The following is a 17,964-nucleotide window of genomic DNA, read 5'->3' on the forward strand; positions in this document are numbered from 1 at the left end:
CCGCGGGTGTTTCCTGAAGAATTCAGGTAGCGGCCGCCGGCAGCCCCTCTGTGCGCCTCGGCAACCGGGCTTCGAACACCACCTGACCGGCTTCATTTCGCGCTGCGATGTGCCCGCCGTGCGCGCGCACGAACTGATCGACGATATACAGGCCCAACCCCAGGCCATTGCTGGGATGGAAGCTGGCCTTGAACGGCTCGAACAGGCGCGGCAGCAGCGCGTCGTCGATCCGTCCCGCGTTGCTCACCCGCAGCAGCACGCTGCGCGGATCACGGCCGTCCACCTCCACCCTCGCCTCGCTGCCATGGGTGAGCGCATTGCCGATCAGGTTGGCGGCAACCTGACCCAGCCGATCCAGATCACCCTGCAGGCGGGTATCGCCCTGCATATCCAGATGCAGCCGTGCGTGGCCGTGGGCGCTGCCCGCTTCGGCCACCACCGCACGCGTGACCTCGGCAAGATCACAGGCGCTGGCCTGCAGGCGCAGCCCGCCGCTGCGGATCCGCGAAAAGTCCAGCAGCTGCTCGACCATGCGCGCCATGCGCAGCGTGCTGGCCTCCAGGTGCTTCAAGGTCTGCTGCGCGCCGTCATTGCCCGCAGGAAGCTCCAGCGCCAGCTTGTCGGCACACAGCAGGATCGCCGACAGCGGCGTGCGCAGATCGTGGGTGAGCACCGCCGCCATCGTCTCGTTGAGCTTGAGCGAGCGCTCCAGCGCCTCGTTGCGCGCCTTCAGCAGCTGCCGCTGCTGGTACAGCTCGATGAAGACATTGACCTTGCTCAGGATCACCTGCGGCGCCACCGGCTTGTGCAGGAAGTCGACCGCGCCGGTTTCGTACCCCTTGAACGCGCGCAGCGGGTCGTCCGGCGAGGCGGTCAGGAAGATGATCGGCACATCCCGGCTGCGGTGTGAACCGCGCATCAGCTCGGCAAGGGTGAAGCCATCGATCTCCGGCATGTGCACGTCCAGCAGGGCCAGCGCCACCTCATGCTCGAGCAGCAGTTCCAGCGCCTGTGCGCCCGAGCCGGCCAGCAGCAGGTTCACGCCCTCGCGCTGCAGCAGCGCCTGCATGGCCACCAGGTTCTGCGGCACGTCATCGACGATCAGCAGGTTGACCGGGGTCTGCGACTGCGCAGGGTCCGGCGGCAACAGGTTCATGCAAACAGCTCCTTCAGGCGACGGCACATCAGTTCGAGGGGCAGCACGGCATCGGCGCCGGCGTGCTGCAGGGCGGAGGCCGGCATCATCGATGCCTCGGCCTCCTCGGGACATTGCAGCCAGGCGCGGCCGCCGGCGGCGCGCACCGCGGCCACCCCTTCACTACCATCGCTGCTGGCACCGGTCAGCAGCAGGGCCAGCACCTGCGCGCCGAACACAGCCGCAGCCGACTCGAACAATGGATCGATCGCCGGGCGCGAAAACAGCACCGGTGCGTCCACCGACAACGCCAGCGAACCGGCGTCTTCCACCAGCAGGTGATAGTCCGGTGGCGCAAAGGTCACCGTGCCAGGCTGCAGCGGCTGCTTGTCTTCGGCCTCGCGCACCGGCAGCGCACAGTACGGCGCCAGCACTTCGGCGATGCGGCTGCTGCGATCGCGCGGAAGGTGCAGCACCGCCAGCACCGGCGCCGGCAGAGCCGCGGGCAGCGCGCCGAGCACCGCCTGCAGCGCCGCGACCCCACCCGCCGAGGCCCCGATCACCAGCACCGCCGGTCGTGTCGGCAGTGCCATCAGGCAACCTTCCGGTACAGGCGATGCTCCCGCGAGCAGGTCTCGAACGCGCCGTGGTGGCGCCCGAACTGCAGCGACTCCTTGCTGCCCAGGCCAAGGAAGCCGCGATGCACCAGCGCTTCACGGAACAGGCCCACCGCGCGGTCCTGCAGATCGCGGTTGAAATAGATCAGCACGTTGCGGCACGACACCAGATGCACTTCGGAGAACACGGTGTCGGTGGCCAGGCTGTGGTCGGCGAACACCACGTTGCGGCGCAGCTGGCGATCGAACACCGCGCCATCGTAGGCCGTGGCGTAGTAGTCGGACAGCGAGGCGGTGCCACCGGCCGCCAGGTAGTTCCGGCTGAACTGGGCCATCCGGTCGATGCCATAGGCGCCGGCCTCGGCGTTGGCCAGGGCTGCCGGATTGATGTCGGTGGCGTAGACGATGCTGCGCTCCAGCAGGCCTTCCTCGTGCAACAGGATCGCCAGCGACCACACTTCCTCGCCGGTACTGCAACCGGCCACCCACAGCTTCACCGACGGGTAGGTGCGCAGCACCGGCACCACCTGCTCGCGCAGCTCGCGGAAATAGGCCGGGTCACGGAACATCTCCGAGACCTGCACGGTGAAGAACTGCATCGCCTGCGCGAACAGGTCCGGCTCGTGCAGCAGGCGGTGCTGCAGGTCGGCCAGCCGCTCGCACTCATAGCGCTGCATGGCCTGGCGGATCCGCCGGCGCAGCGACGACACCGCATAACTGCGGAAATCGTAGTGGTAGCGCTGGTACAGCGCTTCCAGCAGCACCTTCAGCTCCAGGTCGAACAGGGCCTGCTCGTTCATTGCCGCGAGCACCAGACCCGGCACAGCGAAACCAGCTTGTCGACGTCGATGGGTTTGGCGATGTAGTCGTTGGCGCCGGCCTGCAGGCAGCGCTCACGGTCGTCCGGCATGGCCTTGGCGGTCAGCGCGATGATCGGCAGGTCCTGCAGGTGGCGCTGCGCGCGGATTTCGCGCATCGCAGCAAGGCCATCCTTCTCCGGCATCATGATGTCCATCAGCACCAGGTCGACCTCGCGCTCGGCCAGCCGATCCACCGCTTCCTGTCCATTGCGCGCGATCTCCAGCGTGACGCCGAGGGGTTCGAGCACGCTGGACAGTGCGAAGATGTTGCGCACGTCGTCCTCGGCCAGCAGCACCGTCCGACCGTCGAGCACGGTGTCGCGACGGCGGGCCTCGCGCAGCAGGCGCTGCTGGTCGCTGGGCAGGCTGGCCTCAACGCTGTGCAGGAACAGGGTCACCTCGTCCAGCAGGCGCTCGGGCGAACGTGCGCCCTTGATGATGATGCTCTTGGAATAGCGGCGCAGGCGCTGCTCTTCCTCGCGACTGAGTGCGCGGCCGGTATAGACGATCACCGGCGGGAAACCGACATCGTCGTTGCCGGCCATGTGCTCGAGCAGGTCGTAGCCACTGCCGTCGGGCAGCGACAGGTCCATCACCATGCAGTCGAACGTGACCGTACTGAGCTGTTCCAGTGCGCCGGCCAGGGTGCCTACGGCGACGATCTGCAGCTGGTCGCGGCCCAGCAACAGTTCCAGGTTGTGGCGCAGCTCGTTGTCGTCCTCCACGATCAGCAGCCGCCGCATGTCGCGCTGGCTGGTCTGTTCCAGCTGTTCGATGGCCGTCACCAGCCGCTCGCGCGTGGTCGGCTTGATCGCAAAACCGATCGCGCCGAGCTCGCGCGCTACCTGGCTGCGGTCCGTGGCCGAGACCACATGTACCGGGATGTGGCGGGTGTCCGGGTTGCGCTTCAAGCGTTCCAGCACGCTCAGGCCCGACACGTCCGGCAGGCCGATATCGAGCAGGATGCCGTTCGGGCGCAGTTCGCTGGCCAGGGCCAGCGCCTCTTCCGCCGTGCCCGCCACCACGCAGTCGAAGTCCAGTTCATGGGCCAGCGCCACCAGCGCTTCGGCGAACGTGGCATCGTCCTCGACCGCCAGGATGAGGCGCCCGGCGCGCTGGCGGCGACCGCGGTCGTCGGCTACGCCGGCCATCGCAGTAACCGGCGCTGCCGCGGTCGCAGTGCGTACGGGCGCGGCCGGCAGCACGGCCGGCGCCGTCGGCGGCGCTGCCACGGGGACCTCGGCAGCGTCGGCTGCGCTCGCCGCGGGCGCACCCTGCAACGGCAGCTCCAGGATGAAGCAGCTGCCGCGCCCGGGCTCACTGTCGACCTGGATGCCGCCGCCCATGCGCTCGGCCAGATCGCGCGAGATCGACAGGCCCAGGCCGGTGCCGCCGTAGCGACGGCGGGTGCTGCCATCGGCCTGGCGGAACGCTTCGAAGATGACGTCCAGCTGCTCGCGGGCAATGCCGATGCCGGTGTCACAGACCTCGAACCGGATGCGGCCGTTGCCGCCGGCACGCACGTGCAGGCTGACCTTGCCATGCTCGGTGAACTTCACCGCGTTGGCCAGCAGGTTCTTCAGGATCTGCTGCAGCCGCTGGCTGTCAACCACCATCTGGGTCGGTGCCAGGGCGTCGGCTTCGATCTGCAGGGCCAGGCCCTTCTGCCGCGCCATCGGCTCGAACGTCTCGCGTAGGCGCTGCAGCGCGCTCTCGACCACCACCACTTCATCGGACAGTTCGACATGGCCGGCCTCAATGCGCGACAGGTCGAGGATGTCGTTGATCAGCGCCAGCAGGTCGTTGTTGGACGACAGGATCGCACGCGCGTACTTCACCTGTTCCTCGGTCAGCGTGCCGTCCTTGTTATCGGCCAGCAGCTTGGCCAGGATCAGCGAGCTGTTCAGCGGCGTGCGCAGCTCATGAGACATGTTGGCCAGGAATTCGGACTTGTAGCGCGAGGTGGCCGCCAGCTCGTTGCTGTTGCGCACCAGCTGGCTCTGCGCAACCAGCAGTGCCTGCTTCTGCGCCTCCAGCTCGTGGGTGCGCTCTTCCAGCTGCACGTTGCTCTGTTCCAGCTCAGCCTGCTGTTCTTCCAGGTGGCTCTGCGACTGCAACAGGCTGCGGCTCTGCTCTTCCAGTTCCTCGTTGGCCACGCGCAGCTCTTCCTGCTGGGCCTGCAGCTCCTCGCCCTGGCGCTGCGACTCTTCCAGCAGCACCACCAGCTGCGCACGCAGCAGCGATGCGCGCAGTGCCATGCCGATGGTGTCGGCGCAGCGCTCCAGCAGCTCACGGTCCAGATCACGCTGTTCACCCGCCCGCGCGCGGCCCAGCTCGATCACACCGACCACCGCACCATCGCTGTTGATCGGCGCCAGGATGCGCTCGCGCACCGGCAGCCGGCCCAGGCTGGTCTGCAGTTCAAGCACGGCAGCATCTTCGCCGTGCAGGTGGCGGATGCGTTCGTCCCGGGCAACCTGCCCGGCAAGTCCTTCGTGCAGGGCCAGGGAGGCCGGCGTCCCAGAGGGCAGCGCCACGCCACCGGTCAGCTGCAGGCGGCCGCCGTCCAGGCGATAGACCGCACCGACCTCTGCATCCAGCTGCCCGGCCAGGCTTACTGCTGCCGCCTCGGCGATCTGCTCCGGCCCGAGGTCACCGCGCAGGCTCATCGCCACGGCGTTCTCGGCCTCCTGCAGCCAGAGCGCGCGCATCGCCTGGCGCCGGGCCTGGATCGCGCGCGAGACGATCAGTGCGATCATCAGGAAGGCGCAGCCACCGACGGTACGGTTGACAAGCGAGAACGACGAATTGTTGCTGGCTGGCGCAACGTTGAAGCCGATCACCAGCAGGACACAGGCGATCACCGCGACCACGAACGGCGCGCGTGCACTGCGCTGGAACACCGTCACGCCGACCGCGAGGAAGTAGGCCAGCCATACCGCGTAGCCGAGCGGAACGACCAGTTCCAACGCGATGGTCGCGGCCAGCAGCACGGCGGACGTCATCCAGATCCAGCGGTCACGCGTAGTCGCACCAGGACGCATGCAGGTCGGTTCCAGAAGGCAAAGGGTGGAAGATGGTACTCCGTGTCGCATTCAGCCGCACAGGACAAATGGCACGTGCCAGGTGTGCACGCATCCTTCACACTTGAGTGCCTAGCTTCACGTCCCTCACAGGGGTAACACTTATTTACACGTGGACGCAGCCGCCTCTACGACGTCCGTGCTGACGGACCCTTCCCGACAACTGCGACTGCTGATCGACAGCGTGCGCGACCATGCGCTGTACCTGCTTGATCCTGAAGGCATCGTGTGCAGCTGGAACCCGGGCGCCGAACGTATCAAAGGCTATTCAGCCAATGAAGTGGTGGGAACGCACTTCAGCCGCTTCTACCTGGCCGCCGACCGCGAGGCCGGCGAACCGCAGCGCCTGCTTCGCGTCGCAGCGCAGCAGGGGCATGTCGCCAGTGAGGGCTGGCGCGTTCGCCGCGATGGCTCGTCGTTCCGCGCCAGCGTGGTCATCGAACCGGTCGTGGAAGCCGGCGAACTGCTCGGCTTCGTCAAGATCACCCGTGACATCACCGAGCAGTGGCAAGCGCAGCGGCTGCTGCGCGATGCCCAGCGTGCGCTGCGCAATACCCAGCAGTTCGAGACGGTTGGCCGGCTCAGCCGCGGCCTCTCACATGAGTTCAACAACCTGCTGACCACCATCGGCAACGCCCTGGACCTGCTGTCGCTGCGTGTCAGCAGTGACGATGCACGCGCAGCCGAGCTGCTGGATGCCGCGCAGGCAGCCACCGACCGCGGCGCGCTGCTGACCCGCCAGCTGCTGGCCTTCAGCACCGGCCAGACCCTGATCCGGGAATCGGTGGACATCAATGCGCTGGTACGGCAGTGGCTGCCGGACCTGCAACGCGCCTGCCCGCCCACGGTGGTACTGGATGCCCATCTCACCCCGGGCCTGCCGCAGGTGAGCACCGATGCGATGCAGCTCCAGACCGCCCTGGCGAACCTGGTGGCCAATGCCGTGGAGGCCACCGCCGATGGCGGCCGCATCCTGATCGGCACCGCGTTGGAACATCGCCTCGACCCGGATGCGGACACCACGCTGCAACGCGGCTATGTCACCCTCAGCGTCTGCGACGAAGGCCACGGCATGGCCGCCGACATCGCCGAGCGGGCCAGCGAGCCCTTCTTCACCACCAAGGACATCGGCAAGGGCAGCGGCCTGGGCCTGAGCCAGGTGTTCGGATTCACTACCCAGAGCGGCGGCTTCGTCGATGTGTCCACCACGCCCGGTGTCGGCACCACGGTCAGCCTGCTGCTACCCGCAACCGAGGAATTTGCCCATGACCGATGACCCGATCCGCGTACTGATGGTGGAGGACCAAAACGATCTGCGCGAGATGATCGGCATGGCCCTGCGCGATTTCGGCATCGAGGTGTCCACCACCGCCGACGGGCATGAAGCCGCTGCGTTGCTGAAGGGCGACGCACGCTTCGACGTGGTGTTCAGCGATGTCAGCATGCCCAATGGCATGTCCGGAATCGAGCTGAGCGAGCACGTCGCCCGCGAACAACCACAGGCGCGGATGATCCTGTCGTCCGGCTACGCACGTTCGCAGCTGCCGCCGCTTCCGGAGCAGGTGGAGTTCCTGCCCAAGCCCTATCGCTTGCGTCAGCTGGTTGAACTGCTCAAGCAGGACTGAAGGCGTACCGGCCTGCGTGGCCATGCTCAGCGCCAGGCCCGCTGCATGAACAGCAGCGCTGGCGTGGATGCAGTGTCCACCGGCTCGAAGCCGAGGGACCGGTACAACGCAACTGCGGCGGCATTGTCCCGATAGACCCGCAAGGTCAGCCGTTCAACGGCATCAGACTGGAACGCCTGCTCGATCAGCGCGTGTACCAACCTCCGCCCGAGACCGCAGCCCCGCGCCTGCGGGGCAACCAGCAGACGGCCCAGATGCATCGTACCCGGCTGGGTGCGCCAGGCCTGGCCGAAACCCACGCGCATGCCGTTTTCTGCCAGCAGCAGCCATCCCGGGCGTTCGCGCAGCTGCAATACGTTCTCGAACTGATCGGGTGGCAGTGGATAGGGCACGCCCGGCCCGGCCCAGCGCAACGTGGCTGCAGCCGAATCCAGCCACCCGGCGATGAGCACGTAGTCGTGGGGTTGCACGGGCTGCAGGCGGTGATCCATGGCGGCCGGTTCGCAGGGTGAGGCGCCAGCCTATCCGAGTGATCTTGCGGGCAGTGCACCCGGACGTGGCGCCGCGTACATGGTGACCCCGGGCCGATTCGAACGGGCGACCTTCGCCGTAGGAGGGCTTCCATTGCGACCTAAGATCAGTGATTTGCAGGTTTGATGGGGTCGCTGCTGGCGTTCGACCTGCGAAAGGACCCTGATCCTCTACTGCCCGGGGACCACGTGGGTGATTTGCGCATTTTCACCATCATCGTCCGTCCGCGACGCCAGAAAATCGGGGCAGAGTTCACTACGCAGCTGACCCAACAGACATTCATGTACTGCGGTTCACCACCAGCAGGATCGCCATAGCCTCTTCGGCGTTCGCTTGAAGAATCACCGCCGCGATCTCTTGGAGGCAGTCGCGTAGCGACTGCCTCCTTATCTGGCCGTGGCACAGATCATCGATAAATCAGAGCCAGATGTAGCCCATGATTCCTTCGTTTACCGGATACTTCACGCCTTCGCAGTTGGCATCCAATGTATCGAAGTGATCTGCCCAGTTGTTCGGTTTCAGACCACCGCGCATGCAGCGGTACAAGGGGACAGTGCCCGGGAGCTGCGCAGCCGCGATGTAACCCGTAATCGGCATGCCGTTCGTGGTCTTCATATGGCCTTCGCAATTCGGATCCATCGAAGAGAAGCTATCCAGCCAGTTGTTGTTGAGGCATGCGTACATTGTCACACTGCCTTCGAATGGATAGTAGGAGATGAAGCCCAAAGTGCCTTCCTTCCTGCCTGGATGCTGCATTCCACCCGGAGTGTTCAGCGGCCGCGCCGAGAAGGTGTCATCCCTACTGCGCCAACGCTCAAGTTCAACCAGCTGAACGCCCGCCGGCAAGTCCGCCGCCTGCGCATTGGCTTCTGCCAAGAGCTTGGGCGAGGCTCCCAGGTAATCCACCTCTTGGGCGGACGCGTTCACGGCCAAAGCTCCGGTCAATACGGCTGCTACAACGATCATCTTCTTCACATCTACTCCTTAGAGAATGGACATACAGATTTCCAGCGGGCGTCTTGCCCGCTCCTCGATTTTAGGACATGGAAATTTGCGTTACCGAGACCCGTATCGAATTTGACGTGCAAAAGAGCCGAGTTTTAGCGGTCGCTCGGCAATACCCCTAAGTGCACCAGCCACATCGGCAACTGCGGCAGGAACAGCAGTAGCGAGCAACACGCTTCGGCCAGGGCCACGATAAAGATCGCAGTGTTCTGCGGCCATATCGACGCATGGCAGGCGGAGGCGTCTTATCCTAATGGTCAACGTCTGCTGCGCCATGCAACCGAGAAACGAGCATCCAGTTTTGGCTCATCCTCTGAAGGCATTCGGCAGGCATCGTGCCTCGGCCCTGAGATGGCGAGTTGTAGTGGACGGGAAGATGCCGCACCACATGCGCGATCTCCTTCCCGGGACGGTCATCTACGGTATGTAGTGCGAGAGCAGGCGCCCCATCATCCGCCCTAAGAGGTGCCGACCATGACTGAGCGCCTGCGCACCGTTCAGCTGGTACCCCAACCGACACGGGAGAGGTCATTTTCGCGCTCGGCATCCTGCCATCCCGCTTGCCGGAAGTTCCTGGCCGCCTGCAACGTTCGCAGCATCGAGTCCACCGTGTTCGCGGAGTCAGGCAAGTGGCGCGAGGTGCTGCCGAACCGGTATGCGCGCTGGGCGCTTCGCCGCCTACCCATCTGCTATTGTCGCGCACAACGACATGCTTTCCGACTGGTTCGCCTCGGATGCCAAGCGTGTGGGAATCGGCGCTAGCCTCGACCGGCTGCGGCACACCTTCTGCGCCCACATGGTGATGGCCGGAGTTCCGTTGCGAAGGGTGCAGATTCTGGCCGGGCACGCTGATTACGCCACGACAGAGAAGTTCTATGCCCACCTGACGCCTGAGGGCGACGATGGCGCGGTGGCGGAGCCCAGGTACTGAGCAGGACCGCTGGGACCACTGGGACCAAATCCTGTGGATATGCGGGAAACAGTGGGAAATGCTCACCACTGAGTCTGCCTAAGCTATTGATTCTGGTGACCCCGGCCCGATTCGAACGGGCGACCTTCCCCTTAGGAGGGGGACGCTCTATCCAGCTGAGCTACGGGGCCATGCAGCAGGGAAGTTTACAGGCAACGTGCCCTGCCCTCCAAGCATTCATGTTCCACCCGGTTCCGCTGGCGCGTTGCACCATGGCCGGTCGGGGCGCTCTGCTACCATCGGCGATTCAGTTCATCGCGTCCCCCACCTGCCCGCGATGGCACCAAACAACGTAACGAAACACAGGAGTCTGCATGTCTTCCGAGCTGCTCAAGTCCCTTGGCCTGGACGCGATCAACGCTGGCACGTACCTGGGCAACGGGGAGTGGTCGAGCGCGACCAGCGGTGAGCTGATCACCCCGGTCAACCCGACCACCGGCGAGCCGATCGCGCAGGTCCGCGCCACCACCGAGGCCGAGTACGAGACCGTCGTCGCCCGCGCCCAGGAAGCCTTCAAGATCTGGCGTACCACGCCGGCCCCTCGCCGCGGTGAAGCCGTGCGCCTGTGCGGTGAAGCACTGCGCAGGCACAAGGACGCTCTGGGTTCGCTGGTTGCCCTGGAAATGGGCAAGAGCAAGCCGGAAGGCGATGGCGAGGTGCAGGAGATGATCGACATCGCCGATTTCGCCGTGGGCCAGAGCCGCATGCTGTACGGCTACACCATGCATTCCGAGCGCCCCGGCCACCGCATGTACGAGCAGTACCATCCGCTGGGCCTGGTCGGCATCATCTCGGCCTTCAACTTCCCGGTCGCGGTGTGGAGCTGGAATTCGTTCCTGGCGGCGATCTGTGGCGACGTGTGCATCTGGAAGCCGTCCAACAAGACGCCGCTGACCGCCATCGCCTCGCTGAAGATCTGCAACGACGCCCTGCGCGAAGCGGGCTTCCCGGACATCTTCTTCCTGATCAACGATGCCGGCACCGTGCTGTCGGAAAAGATGGTCGATGACCGCCGCGTGCCGCTGATCAGCTTCACCGGCTCGACCCAGGTCGGCCGCACCGTCAACGAAAAGGTCGCACGCCGCCTCGGCCGCTGCCTGCTGGAGCTCGGCGGCAACAACGCGATCATCCTGGACGAAACCGCCGACCTGAAGCTGGCCGTGCCGGGCATCGTGTTCGGCGCCGTGGGTACCGCCGGCCAGCGCTGCACCACCACCCGCCGCCTGATCGTGCACCGCTCGATCTACGCCGACGTGCTGGCCACCCTGGTCAAGGCCTACAAGCAGGTGGAAGGCAAGATCGGCGACCCGACCGATGCCGCCAACCTGATGGGCCCGCTGAACAGCGAAGGCGCCGTGCAGCAGTTCCTCGATGCCATCGCCCAGGCCAAGGCAGCTGGCGGCACCATCGAGACCGGCGGCACCCGCATCGACCGCGCCGGCAACTTCGTGCTGCCTGCAATCGTCACGGGCCTGAAGAACAGCGACGCCGTGGTCCAGCACGAGACCTTCGCACCGATCCTGTACGTGATGCCGTACGACACCCTCGACGAAGCCATCGACATGCAGAACGGCGTGCCGCAGGGCCTGTCGTCCTCGATCTTCACCCAGAACCTGAAGACCGCCGAGAAGTTCCTGTCGGCCGCCGGCAGCGACTGCGGCATCGCCAACATCAACATCGGCACGTCCGGTGCGGAGATCGGCGGCGCCTTCGGTGGCGAGAAGGACACCGGCGGTGGCCGCGAGTCCGGTTCGGATGCCTGGAAGGTCTACATGCGCCGCCAGACCAACACCATCAACTATTCGGATTCGCTGCCGCTGGCGCAGGGCATCAAGTTCGACCTGTGATGGCAAACGACGCGGACACGTCTGTGGGTCAGAGTCCCTCCGGGGATCTGACCCATGCCCAGGGTCGGATCCCCGCAGGGGCTCCGATCCTCGATTTCAGCGGCCGCCGCGTGCTCGTTGCCGGCGGCAGCAAGGGCATTGGTCGTGAAATGGCACTGGCCTTTGCTGGTGCCGGTGCGCAGGTCTCGGTCTGCGCGCGCGGCCAGGCCGGCCTGGAGGCCCTGTGCGCTGACGCACAGGCGCAGGGAACGCCATTGCATGCGTTTTCCACCGATCTGGCCGACATCGGCCAGATCCAGGCCTGGCTGCAGGCCGCCGCCGATGCCTTCGGCGGCATCGATGTGCTCGTCAACAATGCCACCGGCTACGGCATGGCCGACAATGAGGAGGGCTGGGCCGCCAGCCTGCAGATCGACCTGATGGCGGCCGTGCGCGCCTCGCGCCTGGTCCTGCCCTGGCTGCGCGCGTCCGGCGATGCCTGCATCCTCAATCTGTCGTCGATTGCCGCGCAGCAGCCGCGTCCCGGCGGCGCGCCCTACGCCGCTGCCAAGGCCGCGCTTTCGCACTACACCACCTCGCAGGCGCTGGCGCTGGCCAAGGACCGGATCCGGGTCAACGCCATCGCACCGGGCTCGATCGAGTTCGATGACGGGCTCTGGGACCGTCGCCGCATCGAGGATCCAGCGCTGTACCACGGCACCCTGGCGAAGATCCCGTTCGGCCGCTTCGGCCATCCGCGCGAGATTGCCGACGCCGCCCTGTTCCTGTGCTCGCCACTGGCGCGCTGGGTTACCGGCAGCGTGCTCAACGTGGATGGCGGCCAGGTGTTGATGGGCTGAATTTGTAAAGCCGAGCCCATGCTGGGCTTGCACGCAAGACGCGGTCGATCCCGCATCAGCCCAAGGGGGCAGCCGAGCATGGGCTTGGCTCTACAGGGCACTGCCCATGGGATTGCCCGGGCAGAGGCACTATCATGTGCACACTGCCAAGGAGGACCCGATGAGCGTGGCACCCCGACAGACAAGCGCCCTGGCCGTGGTCAGCCTGGTCATGGGCATCGCCAGCTGGACCGTCCTGCCCTTCGTGGCCAGCATCGTCGCCATCATCACCGGCCACATGGCCCGCGCCGAGATCCGCCGCCGCCCGCATGAACTGGAAGGCGACGGCCTGGCCGTTACCGGCCTGGTGCTGGGCTGGGTCATGGTCGGCGCCGTGCTTGCCGCCATCCTGGTCTTCATCCTGTTCTTCGGCGGCCTGGCATGGCTGGCGGCGGTGTCGAACTGACGCCATGACCGCCTCCGACAGCACTGAACGCTTCAGCAGCCGCGTCGCCGACTACGTCCGCTACCGGCCCGATTATCCGCCCGCCCTGTTGGAGTGGCTGCATGGCCCGATGGGCGTCAGCCGCAAGGCCGTGGTCGCCGACATCGGCGCCGGCACCGGTATTTCCAGTCGCCTGTTCCTGGCCAGCGGCCATCCAGTAGTCGCGGTTGAACCCAACGCCGTCATGCGGGGCGCGGCCGCGGAATGGCTGGCACCGCAGTACCCGCAGTTCCGTGCGGTGGACGGCCGCGCCGAGGCCACCACACTGGACGATGCCAGCATCGATCTGGTCAGCGTCGCGCAGGCCTTCCACTGGTTCGACACCGTCGCGGTGCGCGCCGAGTGGCAGCGCATCCTGCGCCCCGGTGGCCAGGCACTGATCTACTGGAACTCGCGCCTGCTCGATGCCAGCCCGTTCCTGATCGGCTACGAACAGTTGCTGCTGGACTACGGCACCGACTACACCGCTGTGGCCGAGCGCTACCAGGACGATGCCACCATGCAGGCCTGGTTCGGCCCCGGCCTGCGCGGCAGGGTGGAGCTGCCGAACGTGCAGCATCTGGACTTCGACGCCCTGCGCGGGCGCCTGCTGTCCTCCTCCTACGCACCCCAATCCGGTCATCCTCGCCACGCGGCGATGATCGACGCTTTGCAGGACCTGTTCGCCGCCCATGCGGTGGACGGCCAGGTCGCTTTTGAATATCGAACCCGAGCCTTCCTCGGCACGCTGGACTGAACCGACGCATGTATTCGCTTGCCCGCCCCTTCCTGTTCTCGCTCGACGCCGAGCGCGCCCACGGCCTCGGCCTGTCCGCACTGGACCTGGCCTATCGCACCGGCACCACGCCGCTGCTGGCCGCACGCATCGCGCCGATGCCCAGCACGGTGTTCGGGCTGACCTTCCCCAATCCGGTCGGCCTGGCCGCCGGCCTGGACAAGAACGGCGAGCACATCGATGCACTGTTCGCGCTCGGCTTTGGCTTCATCGAAATCGGCACCATCACCCCGCGCCCGCAGGTCGGCAATCCGCAACCGCGCCTGTTCCGCCTGCCGGAACACAACGCGATCATCAACCGCATGGGCTTCAACAATGCGGGCGTGGACGCGCTGGTGCGCAACGTCGAGCGCGCGCGCAACCGCCGCGGCCTGCTCGGCATCAACATCGGCAAGAACAAGGACACCCCCAACGAACAGGCCGTGGACGATTACATCGCCTGCCTGGACAAGGTGTACCCGCTGGCCGATTACATCACCGTCAACATCTCCTCGCCCAACACCGCCGGCCTGCGTGAGCTGCAGGAAGAGACCGCGCTGCGCCAGCTGGTCAGCCAGCTGCGCGACCGCCAGGAAGACCTTGCTGCCCGCCACGGCCGACGCGTGCCGATGCTGGTGAAGGTGGCGCCGGACCTCAGCGAACGCGATATCGACGCCGCCGCCCGCGTGCTGGGCGAACTGCAGGTGGACGGCGTGATCGCCACCAACACCACCATCGACCACAGCAAGGTGGCCGGCGACCCGCTGGCCAATGAGGCTGGCGGCCTGTCCGGTGCACCGGTGCTGGAGCAGTCCACCCTGGTGCTGCGCCGCCTGCGCGCGCGCCTGCCCGAATCGGTGCCGCTGGTCGGCGTCGGCGGCATCCTGTCCGGCGCCGATGCGGTAGCCAAGATGGCGGCCGGTGCCGCACTGGTGCAGTGCTACAGCGGCCTGATCTTCCGTGGACCGGCGCTGGTTTCCGAATGCGTGGAGGCGATCCGTCGCCGCCGTGAAGCGCCGAGCCGCGGCGCGGTGGCTCCGCTGTGAGCGCGCCCATGGATACCATCGACGGCAACGCCCCGCTGCGCTGGACGCTCACCCGCAATGCGCCGCTGCAGGCGCTGAATACCTTCCATGTGCAGGCCAGCGCCGCGCAGCTGCTGGAACTGCACGATGCCGCGCTGCTGCCGGACGTGCTGGCATTGCCCGAGGTGGCCAGCGGCCCGCTGCTGGTGCTGGGCAGCGGCAGCAACGTTCTGATCGCCGAGGACCTGCCCGGCACCGTGCTGGTGTTCGGCAACCGTGACATCAGTTTCCTTGAACACCGCGCCGACCATGCGGTGATCCGTGCCGGTGCCGGCGTGCCGTGGCATGGCCTGGTGATGTGGTCGCTGCAGGAAGGCCTGTCTGGCCTCGAAAACCTGGCCCTGATTCCCGGCACGGCCGGTGCCGCGCCGATCCAGAACATCGGTGCCTATGGCGCGCAGGTCGGCGAGTTCATCCAGGCGGTCGAAGCGTGGGACTGCCAGGAGCAGGCCTGGGTGCGGCTGGACAACGAACAGTGTGGCTTCGCCTACCGCGACAGCGTGTTCAAGCAGCAACCCGATCGCTATCTGATCACCGCCATCGAACTGAAGCTGCCACTGCTGCATGATCTGCGCATGGACTACGCCGGCATCCGCGAGGAATTGCAGGCACAGGGCGTGGAGCTGCCGAGCGCAGTGGACGTGGCCAATGCCGTGATCGCGATCCGCCGCCGCAAGCTGCCCGACCCGGATGTACTGGGAAACGCCGGCAGCTTCTTCAAGAACCCGGTACTGCCGCTGGAACAGGTCGACGTGCTGCTGCAGCATTTCCCCGACCTGCCGGTGTTCCCGGCCGAGCAGGACGACAAGCGCAAGGTCTCCGCTGCCTGGATGATCGAATCCTGCGGCTGGAAGGGCTTCCGCGAAGGTGATGCCGGCGTGGCGCCAAGCCACGCGCTGGTGCTGGTCAACCACGGCAATGCCAGCGGTGCTGAGCTGCTGGCGCTGGCGCGCCGCATTTCGGCCTCGGTGCTGGAGAAGTTCGGCGTGCCGATCGAACCGGAGCCCCGCCTGCTCGGCGCTCAGTGGTGAACACCCCCGCCCTTTCCCCAAGCGCCCCGATGCGGGCGGCGCTGCTGATGCTTGGCAGCACGATGGCATTCGGCCTGATGGCGGTCGCGATCCGCTACGCCACCCGGTACGTGCCAACCCAGGAAGTGGCGTTCTTCCGCAATGCCTTCGGCTTGCTGGCGTTGCTGCCGATGCTGCTGCGGCCGGGCCGTGCTCCGCTGAAGACGCAACAGCTGCCGCGCTATTTCGTGCGCAGTGCGATTGGCCTGGGCTCGATGCTGTGCGCGTTCTGGGCACTGGGCCACCTGCCGTTGGCGCAGGCGGTGTCGCTGTCGTACTCCACGCCGCTGTTCGTCACGATTGCCGCCGTGCTGTGGCTGGGTGAAACCGTGCGCGTGCGCCGCTGGGCCGCGGTCGTGGTCGGCTTCATCGGTGTGCTGGTGATCGTGCGACCCGGTACCGCCGGCTTCACCGCGGGCAGCCTGGTCGCCGTGGCCGCAGCGGTGCTCAGTTCGCTGGTGGCGATCCAGATCAAGCAGCTGACCCGCGTCGACAGCGCCGATACCGTGGTGCTCTACACCTACGTGTTCTGGGTGCCGCTGTCGCTGGTTCCGGCGCTGTTCGTCTGGGTCTGGCCGAGCGGCATGGCCTGGCTGTGGCTGCTGGCCACCGGCGTGCTCGGCACCATCGGCCAGCTGTTGTGGACGCGGGCGCTGCGCCTGGGTGAAGTCTCGGCGCTGACCCCGATCAGCTTCCTGCAGCTGCCGCTGGTAACGCTGTTCGGCTGGCTGCTGTTCAACGAAAGCGTGGACCGCTGGACGATCATCGGCGCCGGCATCATCCTCGCCGCCAACGCCTACATTGCCCACCGCGAGGCCGTACTTTCGCGCCGCGCCGCCAGCGCAGCCGCCTCGTCAGCGGCGAAGCCCGCCGAGTAGATCCGCGCCACGCGTGGATGACGCTGCACTCCTCTGTAGAGCCGAGCCTACGCTCGGCTGCTCTTCTCGCCTCCACCGTTGACTGAGCGCGCAGGGTTCATCCACGCATGGCGTGGATCTACAGCGCGCGATACACCCGCTCGGCCGCGTCGAACACATTGCCCGGGGCGAACTGTTCGCTGAGGAAATGCAGCGACTGCCGGCGCAGCTGCGGCGACCGGTCCTCTCCATCGCTGCCCAGCAGGACCTGCTGGAACTCGATCAGGTCCTGCAGGATGCGCCAGTGACGGTACCAGGCGATCCAGCGAGGGTCGCCGCGGTCACCGCCATAGCCCTCCTCGAATCCCACCGGGTTCTCGCGGCCCCAGCGCCCGCCGACAGCGCCACCGATGAACATCAGGTCGCGCTCGCGCGGTGCCAGCGACAGGCCATCCCAGTCGATCAGGTGCAGGCCGCCGTCATTGCCCATCAGCAGATTGCCGGCATGAAGGTCGGTGTGGCACAGGTGCAGCCGCACCGGCACATCCTGCAACGCCGCGTGCAGCTGCAGTGCCTGCGCGTGCAGCGCCGCGATGCGCGCGTGCTGCTGGTCCCAGACGGAGACGAAGGCACGGCCCAGCCCATCCTTGGCAGCCGCCAGGCCTTCGCCGGCCAGCCACTGCCCGACGGTCTCCAGTGCCGCGGTTTCCATCCGGATGCTCGGCAGCGCTTCCTGCAGCGCCGGTGGCGGGCACGCCTCGTGCAGGCGCCGCAGCACCTCGCCCAACCGTTGCCATTGCGTGCGGCTCAATGCCGCCTCGAAACCGGACTGGCCTTCCACATACGGGAACAGGGTGAACTGCAGGCCCCAGCGCTGCACCGATGCCCCGCCGGCCAGCGCCGGCCAGGGCGCAACGATTTCCTCGATCCCCAGCGTGCCGCGCAGCCAATGCAGGGTGTCCCAGACGGCTGGGGCCACCTGGTAGCTGCGGCATTTCAACCACCACTGCCCGCGCCGTGCATCGATGCGATACACGCTGGCGTTGGCATCGGCGCCAACCGGGCGTGGCACCACAGCGGTCGCGGTGATGCCATAGGACTGCTGGAGGACTTCGCCGAGATGCTGCGCCGAAGCGGATGACATGGATGCAAGCGGAAAGTGTTATCTGCGACAACTATCGCAGATGTGCCCGCCACGACAC

Annotated in this window: 17 protein-coding genes and 1 tRNA gene; 10 read left to right on the forward strand and 8 right to left on the reverse strand. The window is 66.5% G+C overall.

The annotated features are described in order from the left end of the window. Nucleotides 1-22: 22 nt before the first annotated feature. From RCF13_RS12995 to RCF13_RS13010, 4 genes are read right to left on the reverse strand one after another with little or no spacing between them, the layout of a single operon-like run. Nucleotides 23-1,156: a hybrid sensor histidine kinase/response regulator gene (locus RCF13_RS12995; protein ID WP_061477847.1), complete on the reverse strand. Its 1,134-nt coding sequence runs from the start codon at nucleotides 1,154-1,156 to the stop codon at nucleotides 23-25. After that, nucleotides 1,153-1,728, reverse strand: a complete 576-nt coding sequence (locus tag RCF13_RS13000; RefSeq protein ID WP_049413816.1) for a chemotaxis protein CheB — start codon at nucleotides 1,726-1,728, stop codon at nucleotides 1,153-1,155. The genes RCF13_RS12995 and RCF13_RS13000 overlap by 4 nt, the downstream gene beginning before the upstream one ends. After that, nucleotides 1,728-2,552 carry a CheR family methyltransferase gene (locus RCF13_RS13005; protein ID WP_134969518.1) on the reverse strand — a complete coding sequence of 275 codons (825 nt, stop codon included), beginning with the start codon at nucleotides 2,550-2,552 and terminating at the stop codon, nucleotides 1,728-1,730. The genes RCF13_RS13000 and RCF13_RS13005 overlap by 1 nt, the downstream gene beginning before the upstream one ends. After that, nucleotides 2,549-5,656 (reverse strand): response regulator, encoded by a 3,108-nt coding sequence (locus RCF13_RS13010; protein ID WP_231352691.1) that lies wholly within the window; start codon nucleotides 5,654-5,656, stop codon nucleotides 2,549-2,551. The genes RCF13_RS13005 and RCF13_RS13010 overlap by 4 nt, the downstream gene beginning before the upstream one ends. 178 nt (nucleotides 5,657-5,834) lie before the next feature. On the opposite strand from RCF13_RS13010, the gene RCF13_RS13015 reads away from it, so the two are divergent. Then, a complete protein-coding gene (locus tag RCF13_RS13015; protein WP_134967970.1) occupies nucleotides 5,835-6,971 on the forward strand; it encodes a PAS domain-containing sensor histidine kinase in 1,137 nt (378 codons plus the stop codon). Next, a complete protein-coding gene (locus RCF13_RS13020) occupies nucleotides 6,961-7,320 on the forward strand; it encodes a response regulator (RefSeq protein WP_134967971.1) in 360 nt (119 codons plus the stop codon). Before RCF13_RS13015 ends, RCF13_RS13020 begins: the two co-directional genes overlap by 11 nt. Before the next feature lie 26 nt (nucleotides 7,321-7,346). On the opposite strand, the gene RCF13_RS13025 is transcribed toward RCF13_RS13020, so the two are convergent. After that, the gene (locus RCF13_RS13025; protein WP_134967972.1) at nucleotides 7,347-7,811 is read right to left on the reverse strand and encodes a GNAT family N-acetyltransferase; all 465 of its coding nucleotides are present in this window, start codon (nucleotides 7,809-7,811) and stop codon (nucleotides 7,347-7,349) included. Between the two features lie 457 nt (nucleotides 7,812-8,268). Next, a complete protein-coding gene (locus tag RCF13_RS13030; protein WP_134967973.1) occupies nucleotides 8,269-8,826 on the reverse strand; it encodes a hypothetical protein in 558 nt (185 codons plus the stop codon). Between the two features lie 685 nt (nucleotides 8,827-9,511). Here RCF13_RS13030 and RCF13_RS13035 point away from each other — a divergent pair. Next, nucleotides 9,512-9,787, forward strand: coding sequence for a tyrosine-type recombinase/integrase (locus RCF13_RS13035; protein ID WP_231352690.1), 276 nt, complete (start codon nucleotides 9,512-9,514; stop codon nucleotides 9,785-9,787). 93 nt (nucleotides 9,788-9,880) lie between these two features. Here RCF13_RS13035 and RCF13_RS13040 read toward each other — a convergent pair. Then, a tRNA-Arg gene (locus tag RCF13_RS13040) sits at nucleotides 9,881-9,957 on the reverse strand. A 183-nt stretch (nucleotides 9,958-10,140) separates the two neighbouring features. Between RCF13_RS13040 and RCF13_RS13045 the strand changes: the two genes are divergently transcribed. The 7 genes from RCF13_RS13045 (at nucleotide 10,141) to RCF13_RS13075 (ending at nucleotide 16,783) form a co-directional block, all read left to right on the forward strand. Continuing rightward, complete coding sequence (locus RCF13_RS13045) at nucleotides 10,141-11,673, forward strand: aldehyde dehydrogenase family protein (RefSeq protein ID WP_134967974.1); 1,533 nt, start codon at nucleotides 10,141-10,143, stop codon at nucleotides 11,671-11,673. Beyond that, nucleotides 11,673-12,512, forward strand: a complete 840-nt coding sequence (locus RCF13_RS13050) for an SDR family oxidoreductase (protein ID WP_134967975.1) — start codon at nucleotides 11,673-11,675, stop codon at nucleotides 12,510-12,512. Before RCF13_RS13045 ends, RCF13_RS13050 begins: the two co-directional genes overlap by 1 nt. Nucleotides 12,513-12,672: 160 nt before the next feature. Further along, nucleotides 12,673-12,957, forward strand: coding sequence for a DUF4190 domain-containing protein (locus RCF13_RS13055; protein WP_005413144.1), 285 nt, complete (start codon nucleotides 12,673-12,675; stop codon nucleotides 12,955-12,957). A 4-nt stretch (nucleotides 12,958-12,961) separates the two neighbouring features. Next, a complete protein-coding gene (locus RCF13_RS13060) occupies nucleotides 12,962-13,732 on the forward strand; it encodes a class I SAM-dependent methyltransferase (RefSeq protein ID WP_134967976.1) in 771 nt (256 codons plus the stop codon). Nucleotides 13,733-13,740: 8 nt separating this feature from the next. Continuing rightward, nucleotides 13,741-14,796, forward strand: a complete 1,056-nt coding sequence (locus tag RCF13_RS13065; RefSeq protein WP_134967977.1) for a quinone-dependent dihydroorotate dehydrogenase — start codon at nucleotides 13,741-13,743, stop codon at nucleotides 14,794-14,796. Nucleotides 14,797-14,804: 8 nt separating this feature from the next. Further along, the gene (murB, locus tag RCF13_RS13070; RefSeq protein ID WP_005416296.1) at nucleotides 14,805-15,866 is read left to right on the forward strand and encodes a UDP-N-acetylmuramate dehydrogenase; all 1,062 of its coding nucleotides are present in this window, start codon (nucleotides 14,805-14,807) and stop codon (nucleotides 15,864-15,866) included. Nucleotides 15,867-15,895: 29 nt separating this feature from the next. Beyond that, entirely contained in the window at nucleotides 15,896-16,783 is an 888-nt protein-coding gene (locus tag RCF13_RS13075; RefSeq protein ID WP_005416295.1) for a DMT family transporter, read from the forward strand. A gap of 118 nt (nucleotides 16,784-16,901) precedes the next feature. Here RCF13_RS13075 and RCF13_RS13080 read toward each other — a convergent pair whose 3' ends face one another. After that, the gene (locus RCF13_RS13080; protein ID WP_061477860.1) at nucleotides 16,902-17,906 is read right to left on the reverse strand and encodes an aminoglycoside phosphotransferase family protein; all 1,005 of its coding nucleotides are present in this window, start codon (nucleotides 17,904-17,906) and stop codon (nucleotides 16,902-16,904) included. Nucleotides 17,907-17,964 lie beyond the last annotated feature (58 nt).

Source organism: Stenotrophomonas maltophilia group sp. RNC7, from assembly GCF_030910085.1.
Classification (GTDB): Bacteria; Pseudomonadota; Gammaproteobacteria; order Xanthomonadales; family Xanthomonadaceae; genus Stenotrophomonas; species Stenotrophomonas sepilia.

What these genes read in the sequence shown, in the direction of transcription:
- RCF13_RS12995 (WP_061477847.1), bottom strand. Translation starts at nt 1,156, where the DNA reads ATGAACCTGTTGCCGCCGGACCCTGCGCAGTCGCAGACCCCGGTCAAC.
- RCF13_RS13000 (WP_049413816.1), bottom strand. Translation starts at nt 1,728, where the DNA reads ATGGCACTGCCGACACGACCGGCGGTGCTGGTGATCGGGGCCTCGGCG.
- RCF13_RS13005 (WP_134969518.1), bottom strand. Translation starts at nt 2,552, where the DNA reads ATGAACGAGCAGGCCCTGTTCGACCTGGAGCTGAAGGTGCTGCTGGAA.
- RCF13_RS13010 (WP_231352691.1), bottom strand. Translation starts at nt 5,656, where the DNA reads ATGCGTCCTGGTGCGACTACGCGTGACCGCTGGATCTGGATGACGTCC.
- RCF13_RS13020 (WP_134967971.1), top strand. Translation starts at nt 6,961, where the DNA reads ATGACCGATGACCCGATCCGCGTACTGATGGTGGAGGACCAAAACGAT.
- RCF13_RS13025 (WP_134967972.1), bottom strand. Translation starts at nt 7,811, where the DNA reads ATGGATCACCGCCTGCAGCCCGTGCAACCCCACGACTACGTGCTCATC.
- RCF13_RS13035 (WP_231352690.1), top strand. Translation starts at nt 9,512, where the DNA reads ATGCGCGCTGGGCGCTTCGCCGCCTACCCATCTGCTATTGTCGCGCAC.
- RCF13_RS13045 (WP_134967974.1), top strand. Translation starts at nt 10,141, where the DNA reads ATGTCTTCCGAGCTGCTCAAGTCCCTTGGCCTGGACGCGATCAACGCT.
- RCF13_RS13050 (WP_134967975.1), top strand. Translation starts at nt 11,673, where the DNA reads ATGGCAAACGACGCGGACACGTCTGTGGGTCAGAGTCCCTCCGGGGAT.
- RCF13_RS13055 (WP_005413144.1), top strand. Translation starts at nt 12,673, where the DNA reads ATGAGCGTGGCACCCCGACAGACAAGCGCCCTGGCCGTGGTCAGCCTG.
- RCF13_RS13060 (WP_134967976.1), top strand. Translation starts at nt 12,962, where the DNA reads ATGACCGCCTCCGACAGCACTGAACGCTTCAGCAGCCGCGTCGCCGAC.
- RCF13_RS13065 (WP_134967977.1), top strand. Translation starts at nt 13,741, where the DNA reads ATGTATTCGCTTGCCCGCCCCTTCCTGTTCTCGCTCGACGCCGAGCGC.
- murB (WP_005416296.1), top strand. Translation starts at nt 14,805, where the DNA reads ATGGATACCATCGACGGCAACGCCCCGCTGCGCTGGACGCTCACCCGC.
- RCF13_RS13075 (WP_005416295.1), top strand. Translation starts at nt 15,896, where the DNA reads ATGCGGGCGGCGCTGCTGATGCTTGGCAGCACGATGGCATTCGGCCTG.
- RCF13_RS13080 (WP_061477860.1), bottom strand. Translation starts at nt 17,906, where the DNA reads ATGTCATCCGCTTCGGCGCAGCATCTCGGCGAAGTCCTCCAGCAGTCC.